The 15,323-nt window shown below is 61.2% G+C and carries 21 protein-coding genes; 1 reads left to right on the forward strand and 20 read right to left on the reverse strand.

The genetic code is table 11. From position 1 onward, the window contains the following. Positions 1–2: 2 nt before the first annotated feature. From rpsE to rpsJ, 18 genes are all read right to left on the reverse strand, one after another. Positions 3–674, reverse strand: a complete 672-nt coding sequence (gene rpsE / locus AC1DD7_RS08365; RefSeq protein WP_431115938.1) for a 30S ribosomal protein S5 — start codon at positions 672–674, stop codon at positions 3–5. Between the two features lie 29 nt (positions 675–703). Beyond that, positions 704–1,087, reverse strand: a complete 384-nt coding sequence (gene rplR, locus AC1DD7_RS08370) for a 50S ribosomal protein L18 (protein ID WP_223933973.1) — start codon at positions 1,085–1,087, stop codon at positions 704–706. A 3-nt stretch (positions 1,088–1,090) separates the two neighbouring features. Then, positions 1,091–1,627: a 50S ribosomal protein L6 gene (rplF, locus tag AC1DD7_RS08375; protein ID WP_477514588.1), complete on the reverse strand. Its 537-nt coding sequence runs from the start codon at positions 1,625–1,627 to the stop codon at positions 1,091–1,093. 18 nt (positions 1,628–1,645) lie between these two features. Continuing rightward, positions 1,646–2,044 carry a 30S ribosomal protein S8 gene (gene rpsH / locus AC1DD7_RS08380; RefSeq protein ID WP_216925090.1) on the reverse strand — a complete coding sequence of 133 codons (399 nt, stop codon included), beginning with the start codon at positions 2,042–2,044 and terminating at the stop codon, positions 1,646–1,648. 78 nt (positions 2,045–2,122) lie between these two features. Beyond that, the gene (gene rplE, locus AC1DD7_RS08385; RefSeq protein ID WP_011775585.1) at positions 2,123–2,701 is read right to left on the reverse strand and encodes a 50S ribosomal protein L5; all 579 of its coding nucleotides are present in this window, start codon (positions 2,699–2,701) and stop codon (positions 2,123–2,125) included. Beyond that, complete coding sequence (gene rplX, locus AC1DD7_RS08390; protein WP_062073171.1) at positions 2,701–3,060, reverse strand: 50S ribosomal protein L24; 360 nt, start codon at positions 3,058–3,060, stop codon at positions 2,701–2,703. The genes rplE and rplX overlap by 1 nt, the downstream gene beginning before the upstream one ends. A 3-nt stretch (positions 3,061–3,063) precedes the next feature. Next, a complete protein-coding gene (gene rplN / locus AC1DD7_RS08395; RefSeq protein ID WP_003803789.1) occupies positions 3,064–3,432 on the reverse strand; it encodes a 50S ribosomal protein L14 in 369 nt (122 codons plus the stop codon). 354 nt (positions 3,433–3,786) lie between these two features. Beyond that, the gene (gene rpsQ / locus AC1DD7_RS08400; RefSeq protein WP_142938371.1) at positions 3,787–4,083 is read right to left on the reverse strand and encodes a 30S ribosomal protein S17; all 297 of its coding nucleotides are present in this window, start codon (positions 4,081–4,083) and stop codon (positions 3,787–3,789) included. Further along, complete coding sequence (gene rpmC / locus AC1DD7_RS08405) at positions 4,080–4,400, reverse strand: 50S ribosomal protein L29 (protein ID WP_275959788.1); 321 nt, start codon at positions 4,398–4,400, stop codon at positions 4,080–4,082. The genes rpsQ and rpmC overlap by 4 nt, the downstream gene beginning before the upstream one ends. A gap of 2 nt (positions 4,401–4,402) precedes the next feature. Continuing rightward, positions 4,403–4,819 (reverse strand): 50S ribosomal protein L16, encoded by a 417-nt coding sequence (rplP, locus tag AC1DD7_RS08410; protein WP_003803795.1) that lies wholly within the window; start codon positions 4,817–4,819, stop codon positions 4,403–4,405. Further along, the gene (rpsC, locus tag AC1DD7_RS08415; RefSeq protein WP_216925088.1) at positions 4,820–5,641 is read right to left on the reverse strand and encodes a 30S ribosomal protein S3; all 822 of its coding nucleotides are present in this window, start codon (positions 5,639–5,641) and stop codon (positions 4,820–4,822) included. Continuing rightward, on the reverse strand, positions 5,642–6,007 hold the full coding sequence (gene rplV / locus AC1DD7_RS08420) for a 50S ribosomal protein L22 (RefSeq protein WP_090817766.1): 366 nt from the start codon (positions 6,005–6,007) through the stop codon (positions 5,642–5,644). A gap of 38 nt (positions 6,008–6,045) precedes the next feature. Then, complete coding sequence (gene rpsS, locus AC1DD7_RS08425) at positions 6,046–6,327, reverse strand: 30S ribosomal protein S19 (protein ID WP_011775591.1); 282 nt, start codon at positions 6,325–6,327, stop codon at positions 6,046–6,048. A gap of 12 nt (positions 6,328–6,339) precedes the next feature. Continuing rightward, entirely contained in the window at positions 6,340–7,179 is an 840-nt protein-coding gene (rplB, locus tag AC1DD7_RS08430) for a 50S ribosomal protein L2 (RefSeq protein ID WP_011775592.1), read from the reverse strand. A 29-nt stretch (positions 7,180–7,208) separates the two neighbouring features. Beyond that, a complete protein-coding gene (gene rplW / locus AC1DD7_RS08435) occupies positions 7,209–7,514 on the reverse strand; it encodes a 50S ribosomal protein L23 (protein ID WP_011775593.1) in 306 nt (101 codons plus the stop codon). Further along, positions 7,511–8,128, reverse strand: coding sequence for a 50S ribosomal protein L4 (gene rplD, locus AC1DD7_RS08440; RefSeq protein ID WP_216925087.1), 618 nt, complete (start codon positions 8,126–8,128; stop codon positions 7,511–7,513). Before rplD ends, rplW begins: the two co-directional genes overlap by 4 nt. Positions 8,129–8,132: 4 nt before the next feature. Next, positions 8,133–8,783, reverse strand: a complete 651-nt coding sequence (rplC, locus tag AC1DD7_RS08445; RefSeq protein WP_026539807.1) for a 50S ribosomal protein L3 — start codon at positions 8,781–8,783, stop codon at positions 8,133–8,135. A gap of 17 nt (positions 8,784–8,800) precedes the next feature. Beyond that, entirely contained in the window at positions 8,801–9,109 is a 309-nt protein-coding gene (gene rpsJ, locus AC1DD7_RS08450) for a 30S ribosomal protein S10 (protein ID WP_003803825.1), read from the reverse strand. A gap of 385 nt (positions 9,110–9,494) precedes the next feature. On the opposite strand from rpsJ, the gene AC1DD7_RS08455 reads away from it, so the two are divergent. Continuing rightward, entirely contained in the window at positions 9,495–10,928 is a 1,434-nt protein-coding gene (locus tag AC1DD7_RS08455) for a GH1 family beta-glucosidase (RefSeq protein WP_477514589.1), read from the forward strand. A gap of 27 nt (positions 10,929–10,955) precedes the next feature. Here the strand turns inward: AC1DD7_RS08455 and AC1DD7_RS08460 are convergent, their stop codons facing one another. Both AC1DD7_RS08460 and AC1DD7_RS08465 read right to left on the reverse strand, forming a co-directional pair. Next, on the reverse strand, positions 10,956–11,081 hold the full coding sequence (locus tag AC1DD7_RS08460; RefSeq protein ID WP_263422265.1) for a hypothetical protein: 126 nt from the start codon (positions 11,079–11,081) through the stop codon (positions 10,956–10,958). A gap of 25 nt (positions 11,082–11,106) precedes the next feature. After that, complete coding sequence (locus AC1DD7_RS08465; protein WP_477514590.1) at positions 11,107–15,288, reverse strand: hypothetical protein; 4,182 nt, start codon at positions 15,286–15,288, stop codon at positions 11,107–11,109. Between the last annotated feature and the right edge of the window lie 35 nt (positions 15,289–15,323).

A 15,323-nucleotide genomic window follows, 5' to 3' on the forward strand; every position in this document is an offset into this window, starting at 1 on the left:
GACTAAACACCTGCCTTCTGGTTCTGGAGCGCGCGCACCAGAGCAGCCGGAGCAACCTCGTCCAGCGGCAGGCCACGGCGGGCAGCCACGGAAGCGGGCTCTTCGAGCTGCTTCAGAGCGGCAACGGTCGCGTGAACGATGTTGATCGCGTTGGAGGAACCGAGCGACTTGGAGAGGATGTCGTGGATACCCACGCACTCCAGTACCGCGCGGACCGGACCACCGGCGATAACACCGGTACCAGCGGAAGCCGGACGCAGCAGGACAACGCCTGCAGCAGCCTCACCCTGCACACGGTGCGGGATGGTGTTGCCAACGCGGGGAACGCGGAAGAAGGACTTCTTGGCCTCTTCAACGCCCTTTGCGATAGCAGCGGGAACTTCCTTGGCCTTGCCGTAGCCAACGCCAACCATGCCGTTGCCGTCACCGACGACGACGAGTGCGGTGAAGCTGAAGCGACGACCACCCTTGACGACCTTGGCAACGCGGTTGATGGTTACAACGCGCTCTACGAACTGGCTCTTCTCGGCTTCGCGACCGCCGTCGCGGCCACCACGGCCACCACGGTCGCCGCGGCCCTGGCCACGCTCGCCGCGCTCGCCACGACGTCCGCCGCGGCGGTCATCGGTAGCGGGTGCGGTCTCAGTTGCTTCAGCAGCTACAGCTTCAGTCACCTGAATGTCCTTTTCGTTATTTTCAACGGTCACAGTGCCAGCCCACCTTCGCGAGCACCGTCAGCGACGGCGGCGATGCGGCCGTGGTACTTGTTACCGCCACGGTCGAAGACAACAGCTTCGACGCCTGCAGCCTTGGCACGCTCGGCAACGAGCTCGCCGACGCGCTTGGCCTTGGCAGTCTTGTCTCCGTCGAGTGCGCGAAGGTCAGCTTCCAGGGTGGAAGCGTAAGCCACGGTTACACCCTTGCTGTCATCGACAACCTGGACGAAGATGTGACGGGCCGAACGGTTGACGACCAGACGAGGACGTACAGCCGTACCGGTGATGCGCTTGCGGATACGAAGCTGGCGACGGCTGCGTGCAGCAGACTTGCTCTTGTTCGTACGCTTCTTGTTAATTGCGATGGCCATGGTTTACTTACCAGCCTTTCCGACCTTGCGGCGGATGACTTCGCCGGCGTAACGGACACCCTTGCCCTTGTAGGGGTCAGGCTTGCGCAGCTTGCGAATGTTGGCAGCAACCTCGCCGACCTGCTGCTTGTTGATACCCGCAACAGAGAGCTTGGTCGGACCCTCTACTACGAAGGTGATGCCTTCGGGTGCCGAGACATTAACCGGGTGGCTGAAGCCAAGAGCGAACTCCAGGTCAGAACCCTTTGCCTGAACGCGGTAACCAGTACCAACGATTTCAAGCTTCTTCTCGTAGCCCTCGGTAACGCCCTGGATCATGTTGGCGATCAGGGTGCGGGTCAGGCCGTGCAGCGAACGCGAGTTGCGCTCGTCGTTCGGGCGGGTGACCGTGAGAGTGTTCTCTTCCAGGGAAACCTCGATCGGGCTGGCTACAGTGTGGCTCAGCTCTCCCTTGGAACCCTTGACGCTGATGAAGGAGCCATCGAGCTTGACCTCAACTCCGGCAGGAACGGTGATGGGGAGACGTCCAATACGTGACATTATTCTCTTCCTTTCCCGTTACCAGACGTACGCGAGGACTTCGCCGCCCACGCCCTTCTTGCCGGCCTGCTTGTCAGTCAGGAGGCCGGAAGAGGTGGACAGGATAGCGATACCCAGGCCACCCAGCACGTGCGGCAGGTTAGTGGACTTCGCGTAAACGCGGAGGCCCGGCTTGGAGATGCGGCGGACGCCAGCGATGGAACGCTCGCGGTTCGGACCGAACTTCAGGTCGATGGTCAGCTTCTTGCCAACCTCGGCGTCTTCTTCCTTCCAGCCGGCAATGTAGCCTTCTGCCTTCAGGATGTCAGCAACGCGTGCCTTCAGCTTGCTGTACGGCATGGTCACGGTGTCGTGGTATGCCGAGTTTGCATTGCGCAGACGCGTGAGCATGTCTGCGACAGGATCTGTCATAGTCATTTGGGCTATAGCCCTTCCTCATAACGGTTTCCGCTGCGCTTGCTCTTTCGAGCCTGCGCTGCCGGACCTGTTACGTAGTTAGTTTTCGGTCTTGAACGGGAAACCAAGCGCCTTGAGCAGCGCGCGGCCTTCGTCGTCGGTCTTGGCGGTGGTGACGACCGTGATGTCCATACCGCGAACGCGGTCGATGGAGTCCTGGTCGATTTCGTGGAACATAACCTGCTCGGTCAGACCGAAGGTGTAGTTGCCGTTGCCATCGAACTGCTTGCCGTTGAGGCCGCGGAAGTCACGGATACGCGGCAGAGCCAGCGAAACCAGACGGTCCACGAATTCCCACATGCGGTCTCCACGCAGGGTTGCGTGTGCACCGATCGGCATGCCTTCGCGCAGCTTGAACTGTGCGATCGACTTGCGGGCCTTGGTTACCTGCGGCTTCTGGCCGGTGATCAGGGTGAGGTCGCGGACAGCGCCGTCGATCAGCTTGGAGTCCTTGGCGGCATCTCCAACACCCATGTTCACAACAACCTTCACCAGGCGGGGAACCTGGTTCACGTTCGCATAGCTGAACTCGTCCTGCAGGGACTTCTTGATGGTCTCTGCATACTTCGTCTTCAGACGCGGAACGATCTTTACTGGAGTCTCGAGAGTCTCAGTCATTAGATGTCCTTCCCGGTGGCCTTGGACACGCGGATACGGACGGTCTTGGTAGCGCCATCCTTCTCAACGGTGTCGAGACGGAAACCAACACGGGTCGGCTTCTTGGTCGACGGGTCAACCAGAGCAACGTTGGAAACGTGGATCGGAGCCTCAACGACCTCGATGCCACCGGTCTTGGTGCCGCGCTGCGACTGACCGACCTTGGTGTGCTTGGTGACGCGGTTGATTCCCTCTACCAGCACGCGGTTGGTGTCCGGGAATACGCGCAGGACCTTGCCCTGCTTGCCGCGGTCGCCGCCACGTTCCTGCTTGGCGCCGGTGATGACCTGAACGAGGTCACCCTTTTTGATCTTAGCCATGGACTAAAGCACCTCCGGGGCCAGCGAAACGATCTTCATGAACTTCTTGTCGCGAAGTTCACGACCAACCGGGCCGAAGATACGGGTACCGCGGGGGTCACCGTCGTTCTTCAGGATCACAGCTGCGTTTTCGTCAAACTTGATGTAGGAACCATCCGCACGGCGGCGTTCCTTCTTGGTACGAACGATGACAGCCTTGACGACGTCACCCTTCTTTACGTTGCCGCCAGGGATAGCGTCCTTGACGGTAGCGACGATGACGTCGCCAATGCCTGCGTAGCGACGACCGGATCCACCGAGAACGCGAATGGTAAGGATTTCCTTAGCACCCGTGTTGTCGGCGACCTTGAGTCGCGACTCCTGCTGAATCAATTTTTACTCCTTGCGTCGCGCCGGTTCTCAGACCGAAATCATGCATACGGAATGAGCCTTGCGGAACGGTTGATCGGGGTGTCTCTTGACCTGCCTGGATTTTGCCAGAACAGGCCTAAACGCCCGTGCCACGAGCATCAGCTTCCCTTGCAGAAAACTCTGCGCGGGGCAGTATGCAGCGGCACGATTGTTTACGAGGTAGTCGATGACGCACAAATGGCGCCATACAAACTCAATATCCTAGCATGTTTCGCTGGTCTTTCCGAAACGTGCTGGGAACGCGGAAGGGCCCGCGTTCCTTGCAGAACGCGGACCCTTTCACTGAATCCCAACCGGGCAAGCCCGGCGTCGGATTTACTTGGCCTTTTCGAGGATCTCCACCAGGCGCCACCGCTTGGTAGCGGACAGCGGGCGGGTCTCAGAGATGAGAACGAGGTCGCCGATGCCGGCGGTGTTCTCTTCGTCGTGAGCCTTGACCTTCGAAGTGCGGCGAATAACCTTGCCGTACAGAGCGTGCTTCACGCGGTCTTCAACCTGAACAACGATGGTCTTTTCCATCTTGTCAGAGACAACGTAGCCGCGACGCGTCTTACGGTAACCGCGCTGTTCAGCGCTGGCTGCTGCTTCCGTCACAGTTTCCTTCTCGCTCACTTGGCGTCCTCTCCAGCTTCAGCTTCGGCAGTTTCAGCCTTGGCAGCCTTCTTGGACTTCTTTTCTTCCTTGGCTTCCACAACCGGTGCGGCAACCTCGGCACGAATGCCCAGCTCGCGCTCACGCAGAACGGTGTAGATGCGTGCGATGTCCTTCTTTACCGCACGCAGGCGACCGTGGTTCTCCAGCTGACCGGTGGCGGACTGGAAACGCAGGTTGAACAGCTCTTCCTTGGACTTGCGGAGTTCTTCAACGAGACGCTCGTTGTCGAAACCGTCCAGCTGTGCGGGTGCGAGATCCTTCGACCCTACTGCCATTTCTATTCACCACCTTCGCGACGCACAATGCGTGCCTTCAACGGGAGCTTGTGGATTGCCAGGCGCAGGGCCTCGCGAGCTACCTCTTCATTGACACCGGAGAGTTCGAAGAGAACCCGGCCCGGCTTGACGTTTGCGACCCACCATTCCGGAGAACCCTTACCGGAACCCATACGGGTTTCAGCAGGCTTCTTCGTCAGCGGACGGTCCGGGTAGATGTTGATCCAGACCTTACCGCCACGCTTGATGTGGCGGGTCATCGCGATACGGGCGGACTCGATCTGACGGTTCGTCACGTATGCCGGGCTCAGGGCCTGGATACCGTACTCACCGAAGCTGACCTTGGTGCCACCCGTTGCAGCGCCGGAACGACCCGGGTGGTGCTGCTTACGGTGCTTGACTCGACGTGGGATAAGCATTTAAGCCTCTCCTCCTTCTGCTGCCGGAGCAGCAGCTTCAGCGGCCGGAGCCTCTGCAGCAACCGGTGCTGCGTCAGCGGCCGGGCGGTCGTTACGACGACGGCGGTCGCCACCCGGGCGGCCCGGACGGTCTCCTGCGCGGCCACGGGACGGAGCAGCAGCTGCCTGCTGAGCCAGTTCCTTGGCGGTTACGTCACCCTTGTAGATCCAAACCTTCACACCGATGCGGCCGAAGGTGGTCTTGGCTTCGTAGAAGCCGTAGTCGATGTTCGCGCGGAGGGTGTGCAGGGGCACACGGCCTTCGCGGTAGAACTCCGAGCGGGACATTTCTGCGCCACCCAGACGACCCGAGCAAGCAACACGGATACCCTTGGCACCCGCACGCTGTGCGGACTGCATGGCCTTCTTCATCGCACGGCGGAAAGCCACGCGGGAAGTCAGCTGCTCAGCGATGCCCTGGGCAACAAGCTGTGCTTCCATCTCGGGGTTCTTGACCTCGAGGATGTTCAGCTGAACCTGCTTGCCAGTGAGCTTTTCGAGCTCGCCGCGGATGCGGTCTGCCTCGGCGCCACGGCGACCGATGACGATACCCGGGCGTGCCGTGTGGATATCCACGCGGACACGGTCACGGGTGCGCTCGATCTCAACCTTGGCGATGCCGGCGCGCTCCATGCCAGTGGACATGAGCTGACGGATCTTGATGTCCTCGCGGACGAAGTCCTTGTAGCGCTGTCCGGCTTTGTTGCTGTCAGCAAACCAGTGCGAAACGTGGTCGGTGGTGATGCCGAGTCGGAACCCGTGCGGGTTTACTTTCTGTCCCACTTAGCGAGCCTCCTCTTTCTCCGGGGTTGCGACGACCACGGTGATGTGGCTGGTCCGCTTCCTAATGCGGTAGGCGCGGCCTTGGGCACGCGGCTGGAACCGCTTCATGGTCGGGCCTTCATCAACGAATGCTTCGCTGATGAACAGGTCGCTGTCGTCGAATGCAACGCCGTCACGGTCCGCGAGGACACGTGCGTTGGCCATTGCCGACTGAAGTACCTTGAATACCGGCTCCGAAGCTGCCTGGGGGGCAAACTTCAGAATTGCCAGAGCCTCATTCGCTTGCTTACCACGAACAAGGTTGACGACGCGCCGGGCCTTCATAGGCGTTACGCGGATGTGACGCGCAATAGCCTTGGCTTCCATTGCTTTCCTTCTCTCGTCTAAGACGTAAAGTCAGGCGCCTAGCGGCGCTTGCCCTTACGGTCGTCCTTAACATGGCCGCGGAATGTCCGCGTGGGAGCGAATTCGCCGAGCTTGTGCCCGACCATCGACTCAGTGACAAACACCGGAATGTGCTTGCGTCCGTCGTGTACGGCGATCGTGTGCCCGAGCATGTCGGGGATGATCATCGAACGGCGGGACCAGGTCTTGATGACGTTCTTGGTGCCCTTATCGTTTTCCCGTGCGACCTTCACAAAGAGGTGCTGGTCAACGAAAGGACCTTTTTTCAGGCTGCGTGGCATGTGTCCAGGCTCCTATCGCTTGTTCTTGCCAGTACGGCGGCGACGAACAATAAGCTTGTCGCTCTCTTTGTTCGGACGGCGGGTACGGCCCTCGGGCTTGCCGTTCGGGTTAACCGGGTGACGTCCACCGGAAGTCTTACCTTCACCACCACCGTGCGGGTGGTCAACCGGGTTCATGGCTACACCACGGACGGTCGGGCGAACGCCCTTCCAGCGCATACGGCCGGCCTTGCCCCAGTTGATGTTCGACTGCTCGGCGTTGCCGACCTCGCCGACGGTTGCGCGGCAGCGCACGTCAACGTTGCGGATTTCCCCGGAGGGCAGACGCAGCTGGGCGAAGCGGCCTTCCTTGGCAACGAGCTGTACCGAAGCACCAGCGGAACGTGCCATCTTGGCGCCGCCACCCGGACGCAGTTCAACTGCGTGGATAACGGTACCAACCGGGATGTTGCGCAGCGGCAGGTTGTTGCCCGGCTTGATGTCAGCGTCAGGACCAGCCTCGACGAAGTCACCCTGGGACAGCTTGTTAGGAGCGATGATGTAACGCTTGGTGCCATCAACGTAGTGCAGGAGTGCGATGCGAGCCGTGCGGTTCGGGTCGTACTCGATTTCGGCAACGCGGGCGTTGATGCCGTCCTTGTCGTGACGACGGAAGTCGATCAGACGGTACTGGCGCTTGTGCCCACCACCCTTGTGACGGGTGGTGATCTTACCGGAGTTGTTACGGCCGCCAGTCTTGTGCAGCGGACGCAGCAACGACTTTTCCGGAGTCGATCGCGTGATTTCAGCAAAGTCGGCTACGCTCGAGCCACGACGGCCCGGGGTAGTCGGCTTGTATTTACGGATTCCCATAATTTATTTCCTCGTTAAAGTGGTCTCCGCTACGCGAGCGGACCGCCGAAGATGTCGATTGTGCCTTCTTTGAGGGTGACAATTGCACGCTTGGTGCTCTTGCGCTGTCCCCAGCCGAATTTGGTGCGCTTGCGCTTACCGGCACGGTTGATGGTGTTGATCGAGTCAACTTTGACCGAGAAGATCTTCTCTACGGCCAATTTGATCTCGGTCTTGTTCGAGCGAGGGTCCACCAGGAAGGTGTACTTGCCTTCGTCGATCAGACCGTAGCTCTTTTCCGATACGACGGGTGCAAGCACGACGTCGCGCGGGTCCTTGATGGTGGTTACGCTCACTTGGAGGCCTCCTCGTTCTTAGCCTTGTCAGCGACGAACGCCTCGAAAGCAGCCTTGGTGAAGACCACGTCGTCGGAAACGAGAACGTCGTAGGTGTTCAGCTGGTCTGCGTACAGAACGTGAACATCTGCGAGGTTGCGCACGGAGAGTGCAGCGACGTCGTTGGCGCGCTCGATAACAACGAGCAGGTTCTTGCGCTCGGAGACTGCACGCAGCGAAGCCAGTGCTTCCTTGGCGGACGGCTTGGTGCCGGCTACCAGTTCAGCGATGACGTGGATGCGACCGTTGCGGGCGCGGTCAGACAGGGCGCCGCGGAGAGCAGCAGCCTTCATCTTCTTGGGGGTGCGCTGGCTGTAGTCACGAGGGGTCGGACCGTGGACAACGCCACCGCCGGTCATGTGAGGAGCACGGATGGAACCCTGACGGGCGCGGCCGGTGCCCTTCTGCTTGAACGGCTTGCGACCTGCACCGGAAACCTCGGCGCGGGTCTTCGTCTTGTGGGTACCCTGGCGGGCAGCAGCGAGCTGTGCGACGACGACCTGGTGCAGCAGCGGCACGTTGGTCTGGACGTCGAAGATCTCTGCAGGCAGGTCTACCTTGACAGTGCTAGTCATCTAACTAGGCTCCCTTCACGGCGGTGCGTACGAGTACGACCTGGCCGCGGGCACCGGGGACGGCACCCTTGATAAGGAGCAGCGACTTCTCAACGTCAACAGCGTGAACCGTGAGGTTCAGCGTCGTGTGACGCTCGGCGCCCATGCGGCCGGCCATTTTCAGGCCCTTGAAGACGCGGCTCGGGGTGGATGCGCCACCGATGGAGCCAGGCTTACGGTGGTTCTTGTGGGCACCGTGGGAAGCGCCAACGCCGTGGAAGCCGTGACGCTTCATAACACCGGCAAAGCCCTTACCCTTGGAGGTGCCGACGACGTCGATCTTCTGGCCGGCTTCGAAGATCTCAACAGAGAGCTCCTGGCCCAGCTCGTAGGATGCGGCGTCTGCGGTACGCAGTTCGACAACGTGGCGGCGAGGAGTTACGCCTGCCTTTTCAAAGTGACCAGCCAGCGGCTTGGTGACCTTGCGGGGGTCGATCTGGCCGTAGCCGATCTGGACGGCGACGTAGCCATCTACCTCTGCGTTGCGCAGCTGGGTGATGACGTTGGAGTCAGCCTGGACGACAGTTACCGGGATGAGCTTGTTGTTCTCGTCCCAGACCTGGGTCATGCCGAGCTTCGTGCCCAGCAGGCCCTTTACGTTACGGGTTGCGGTCATAGTCTCTCAGCACCTCCCTAGAGCTTGATTTCGATGTTCACGTCTGCAGGCAGGTCGAGACGCATAAGCGAGTCAACAGCCTTCGGCGTGGGGTCGATGATGTCGATCAGACGCTTGTGAGTACGCATTTCGAAGTGCTCACGGCTGTCCTTGTACTTGTGCGGAGAGCGGATAACGCAGTACACGTTCTTCTCCGTCGGAAGCGGCACCGGGCCGACTACCGTTGCGCCTGCGCGCGTGACCGTCTCAACGATCTTCCGCGCTGAAACATCAATGACCTCGTGGTCATATGACTTCAGCCGGATGCGGATTTTTTGTCCCGCCATGTCGCCTGACTCTCTTTCAGCTAGTGCTGCTCTAGTTAGGGCTGCTCTGTTTACTTACCTGTTGGCGTGGCCGCCGAAGCGTTTGAGGTTTTACCACCACACGCCGCACAAGCTGAATCCGGATCATTCCGGGTTCCTCAACCTGCCGGCGCACCGACCCCCGCGGTCGGGCGTGTCGCGATTTTCACGCAAACTCGACCGCATTCCATGGGGTTCAGGGTTATGTTTGGGCTTCAGCCTGGACCCTGACACCCGGCATTATCCGGATCGGGACACGAAGAAGCGCTTGAACAACTCATCCAGTATGGCGGAAATAAAGGCCAAAGGCCAATCGGGGCCCGAAGGGGCATTGCCACAGCCGCCACCCGCTATGGATGATAGTGGAATGACCGCCCAGGATACGGGTTCCGTGGAAGATCTGGCCGCGCGCCTACGTCCAGGGTTCACGCTGGGAGTCGCGGCCGCCGCCTTCCAGATTGAAGGGTCTGTAACCGCTGACGGGCGGGGACCTTCGGGCTGGGATGCGTTCGCACAGAAGCCGGGAGCAATCGTCGACGCCGACTCCCCCACCATAGCCTGCGATCACTACAACCGCGCCGACGAAGATGTCACCCTGATGCAGGAACTCGGCATCGATTCGTACCGTTTCTCTCTTTCCTGGCCCAGGATCCAGCCCGGCGGCAAGGGCGGAATCAACCAGCGTGGGCTGGACTTTTACGATCGCCTGATCGACAAACTCCTTGCTGCCGGTATCTCGCCCATGGCAACCCTGTTCCATTGGGATACTCCTCTGGAACTTGAACACGCGGGCGGCTGGATGAATCGGGATACAGCGGAGCGCTTTGCCGTCTATTGCAGCGCTGCAGCGGAGCGCTTTGGGGACCGCGTGGAGCACTGGGTCACCATGAACGAACCAGTTTCCGTCACGCTCCAGGGCTATGCCTTGGGCGTCCACGCGCCAGGGCGCCAGTTGTTGTTCGACGCCTTGCCGGCCGCCCATCACCAACTGCTCGGTCATGGGTTGGCAGTGCGCGCCCTGCGTGAAGCCGGGGTGAAGGGGCAGATCGGCATCTCCAACATGCACTCCCCCGTCCGCCCAGCGAGCAACAGCCTCTCGGACCGTTTGATGGCCCAGTCCTTCGATCTGCTCCTCAACCGCATATATGCTGACGCCGTCCTGCTGGGTCAGTACCCCAGGCCACCTTTGCCCATGAAACCCTGGTTCCGGTCATTGGGAACCATCAGGGATGGTGACCTTGAGTTGATCAGCCAGCCACTGGACTTCTATGGGCTCAACTACTACTACCCGGTCAAGGTTGCTGCGGGGCGCGGACCGGCGGAGATCCCCACAGGCACTGCCGTCGAAATGACGAAAGTGCCATTTCACCTGGCCGCCTACCAGGAGTACGAAACCACTGGATTCGGCTGGCCGGTGGCGCCGGAGCATTTGGCGGTACTGCTCCGCGAGATGAAGGACCGCTACGGCGACGCCCTTCCACCGGTCTATATCACCGAAGGAGGGGCCAGTTTCCCCGAGCCTTCGCACGTGGATGGGCCCATACAGGACCATAACCGGATCAGCTACCTGGCGGAGCATCTTGGCCACGCGCTGACTGCTACCGGACCGGGCGGCATCGCCGAGGACGTCGAACTCCGCGGCTACTACGTGTGGACGCTGCTGGACAATTTCGAGTGGGCGGCAGGGTACTCGCAACGCTTTGGCTTGGTGCATGTGGACTTCGACACCTTGGAGCGCACACCCAAAGACTCGTTTTACTGGTACCGGGCACTGGGGCGTGCACGCCACCGGGAACCCTAGCCCACGTGGGTTAACTCCCGATCGGGGCTACTTGTTTTTGTTGGCGCGGTTGATGCGCTTGGCGCGCTCAATTTCATTGCGGAAGTACTTGCGACCCCACAGCACTCCGCCGCCGATCACCGCGATGATGGCAAGGAAAATCAGGAATTCCATGGTGCTCCTCTCATTGGGTTCAACGTTAGCGGATTCCATCCCGGCTGGATGCCGCTGAGGGTTCTGGTGTTGGATTGTTGGCCTCGGCTGCCGGCGGTTTTCGGTTCAGCCGCCATACTGCCAACACGATCAGGGCCAAGGCGACGAGTGCCAGCATCGCGAATGCGTAACTGCGCAGCGCCCACATGATGCTGGCTGCCACGCCCGCAGCGCCCCACCACACGAACATTCGCTCAGCCAGGAGGAGTCCGGCCACCAGGAGCACCACATGAGCCACGAGGACGTATATCTGCTGGGACGATGTTCCCACGAAACTTGTCCCCACTGCTGTCAAGGACAGCAGCCCTGCTGTGAAGGCAAGCCGCAATTGTCCCTCGGAACGTTGCCGGCCCATATAGCGCACCCCTGCCATAACCGCGCCGGCAACAACGTACCATTGTGCGGCCCAGAACCATTCAGGCGAGCCGCCATCGACAAACAGCAGCGCCCGCTGGAACCCCGCGAGGGCTGCCAAGGCAGCGATTTCTCCGGCCAGCCACTTGCCGTTCGTGACCTCGATAACCACCAACACCCCGGAAACGAGGATCAGGGCCGCACCCGGCAGCGAGGTCTGGTCCCGTGCCAGGCCGGCGGCCGCAGCTATGACAAGCCCCGTGATCGAAGTTATCACCAGGGCGTTGCGCCGCCAGGGTTGTGAGGCGATGAAGGGGCCGCCCAGCCTGCGGACCACATACATGGCTGCCCCGGTTCCCACTGCGCCTATCAACCATGGCAGGAAGGAACCCCAGGCAGTTAGCTCCCGGCCATCCAGCAACCCGTCGACGGCGGTCACGGCACCAACCAGCGCGGCGGGCGCCGCAGCGGCATAGAGGGAGGGCATCCCCTCAAAGTGCGAGGCGGCGAACAGCACCGACGCCAGAACCAGGACGGCAAAACCGCTGAGCGACAGTGACGTCGTCACAGCCAACAAGCCGCCGGTAGTGGTGAACGCGAGTGCCGAAATCAACCACAGCCACCGTTCGGCCATATCTGCGGCTGAACCCTCGCCAGTCATGACCGGCCCCGCGTTCACGGGCGGGAAAACTGCCCTTGCAACGACAGCAGCCACTGCCAGCGCCAGCAGCACCCAGGGCACTTGATACTTGTCCAGCAACGGCTGATACAGCCAGGTATCTGCTGGGAAACCCAAGGACGGTCCAGCCGCGATCACTCCTGCCGTGAGTCCAGCGATCCCGAAGTACTGCGCTCCCCGGGCACCAAAGGTGCGCCACGCGATCGCGGCCGCTACCGGCACGAATGCCAACTCGGCGAGGAGCACCCAACGGCCACCGCCGTCGTAATCTGCTGCGAGCAAGTAAGCCAGTGGGGGAAGAAGCTGTGCGCCTGGAACTGCCCAAATCAGTGCCTTCTGGAAGGGGTCGTCGCTGTGTCGCCCTTGGAGGAAGGATCGCACAAAGAACTGCGCTGGCAACTGCAGGATGAGGATCAGCGCGACAGCGACAGATGTAGCCGCAGCCGACTCCGTGAAGTCGGCCACCACCAGCGTGACCAAGGCCCCGGAGAGAATGCGCACAGCCAACAGGTATCCACCGCGGGCCAGGCGCTGGCCGGTCACAGCAACCATGAAGCCGCTGTATGCCGTAAAGATGCCCAGCAGAAGTTCCAGATCCCTGACATTTCCAAGCCGGAGGGCGAGCAGCAGAACCATTGCCGCAGGAGCGAACAACCATCCCAGTTTGTGGGCTCGAAGCATCGTACTGATGGCCACGGCCGCCAGAGCCGTGATGGTGGCACCAGCACCTGGCTGCCAGCCCTCCCGTACCCCGGGCGCCCCGTCCACGGTGAGAAACATACTGCACAGGACCATCCCAGCCAGCACCACTCCGGCGTCGATAATGGCAGGCCGCAGGGACTTCGCAACATAACCCGCACGCAGTGGCAGGATCAGCTGCAGGGCAAGAATGACGATGACAATCAGGCCGACGGCAACCTCTTCACCGGCAATCTGGAAGCCGGCGTCCTTCGTTGCGTCGTAGTAGGCCGAGGCAGCCAACACGGTTCCCGCGGCTCGCGCCAACCACCAGTAGCTTTGCCTGTGCAAGGAAGCAGACAACCGGAGGGCCGCGGCGCAGAAGTAGACGACAGCGGCCAACAGAACCACGTTGGCTAGTGTCCGCGACACAGCAACCCCAGCCACGATGCCTGCCACCGTAGCGGCGGCAGGAGCCAGGAACTCCCCTATTGTGGGACGCCAGCCGGAACTACTACGGTCCCTCCCCTGCGGAAACGCCAACCAGCCGGAGACCAAACCTGCGGCAACCACCACCCCCACAGCAACTGCCACAGTGGGCCGCCCGGGTGCAGCATCGAAAATGGGCAAAGCAAGGAGTCCTGCCATCGCCGCCCCGCCGAACCCCGCTGTGGACGCGTGTCCTCCCACGGTGCGAACACCGTTGCCCTCAAGCAAGGCAGTCACCAGCTGCTGCACGACACACGCCGCCACGAAAGCGAACAACGTGTAGGAAGACCTGTCCGGATGACCGGTGAAGACGCCCGCAGCCAACGCCGTTACCGTTAGCGTAAGAGCGACCCGCCCCGCCAGGACGTAGACATGTCGAAGTGGCCCCGACTTGATGGCGCCCAGAAGGAACCAATAGAGGGCCGCGCCAGCGAGCAGCACGCTTGCGGGCCACGCACCCAGCAACCCAACAAACGGTGCTGCCACAACAAGTACGGCGGCCGGTGCGAACTCCGCCCCCTGGCCCAGCTTCCAACCCAGCACCATGGCGGTCGGCATCGCGATGAACAGCGGCACAAACTCTGGCAGCTGGAAACTTCCCACGCCAAGCATGACCGTGAGTACAACCGCAGCAACGATTTGCAGCGCAAGGCACGAGACGGCGTCGTACCACCACGTTCGTGGAACCAGGCGTTTTCCGCCGAACGCGACTCCCACCGATTGGACCCCCAGGCAGATGATTCCAGCCAGCACCACGTGGCTTGAATCCGCGGAGACATCCCACACAAGACCCAACACTGCCAGGGTGAAGGCGACTCGGGCGCCATAGAAATTGAGCAATCGGTGCTGGCCCGACTGCACAAGCGCCATCACGGCAAAGTAGAGTCCGCACATCATCATGACCATGGGGTACTCCCCCTTGGCCAGGAAGTTGGGCGTCATGCTTACCGCGAGACCCACGAACGGCACGACAAACGGATGCAGCACCGCCAGAGGACGGACATAGAGCAGAGGGAGCCAACGGGGCCGAACCAGTGCACCCAGTGTGAAGAGAATGGCAACGCCAATCAGCGCCGTAAAGTACCAGATCAAGGCCCCGCCAAGCACTGATACTCCGGACCACGCCGTGGAAACCACGAAGGTGAGCGAGAGCAACGCCAGCACCTTGTTATCGAGGCGCAGCGCAGCGTAAACGTAAGCAGCTGTTCCCAGCAATGAAGTGACCAGCCAAGCCATGGGGCCGTGATGAAGGGCAAAGTTGTACATGGCCAAGCCTGTAACCGGGACGAGGGCCAGCCCTGTTCCTGTAAAAGCTATGGCTGCAGGGCGAAGCCGTGGCACCCTTCGCTCGATGATGAGTCCTGAAGCATAGAACAAGATGGTGATGGCCCAAATAGCCACAAAACGAAGAACCCCAGGAAGGCTGGTTCCAACAAACAGGGCACCTGCGGCAACAAGCAACAGACTCGCGACGTACAGGGTGATGTTGATGTTTTGGCGGTCGCGCTTCTCCTTCCTCGCCGCGACAGCTTCCGGGCTCTCACGCGGGGGAAGCATCGGCTGGTATTGCCGCTGTTGTGGCGAAGGAGCCACGTTTCGCTGGGGAACAGGCACGCGGCTGTACGACGGCGGCACCCCGGGTGGCGCAGATGTCCGCACGGTCTGCTGAAATACAGGATTTACGATCGGGGGCTGGAACGGCATTGGCTGCCGTACAGCAGATGGTTGCTGTACAGTCGCCGGTTGCTGCCGCACTGTGGGCCCCTGGCTTTGCCCTCGCGCATCCTCCCAACCTGCCAAATGGCCGGCGAGGTACCCCGCACGGTAAGTGGCGGCGTCGTCGATTCTGACAGACGGCGTCGGACGAGTTCTTTCCCGCCGGCCCCGCACCAAGCCCAGTGCGTAGCCAATGACACCAATAACGGCCAAAAGCATCAGCACAAGGCCTGTTGTCAAGAATCCCAGCATGGAAGCTCCTACGGTGAAGCCGGGCGCAAGGCCCG

It is taken from the genome of Paenarthrobacter sp. 10L412, assembly GCF_056395565.1.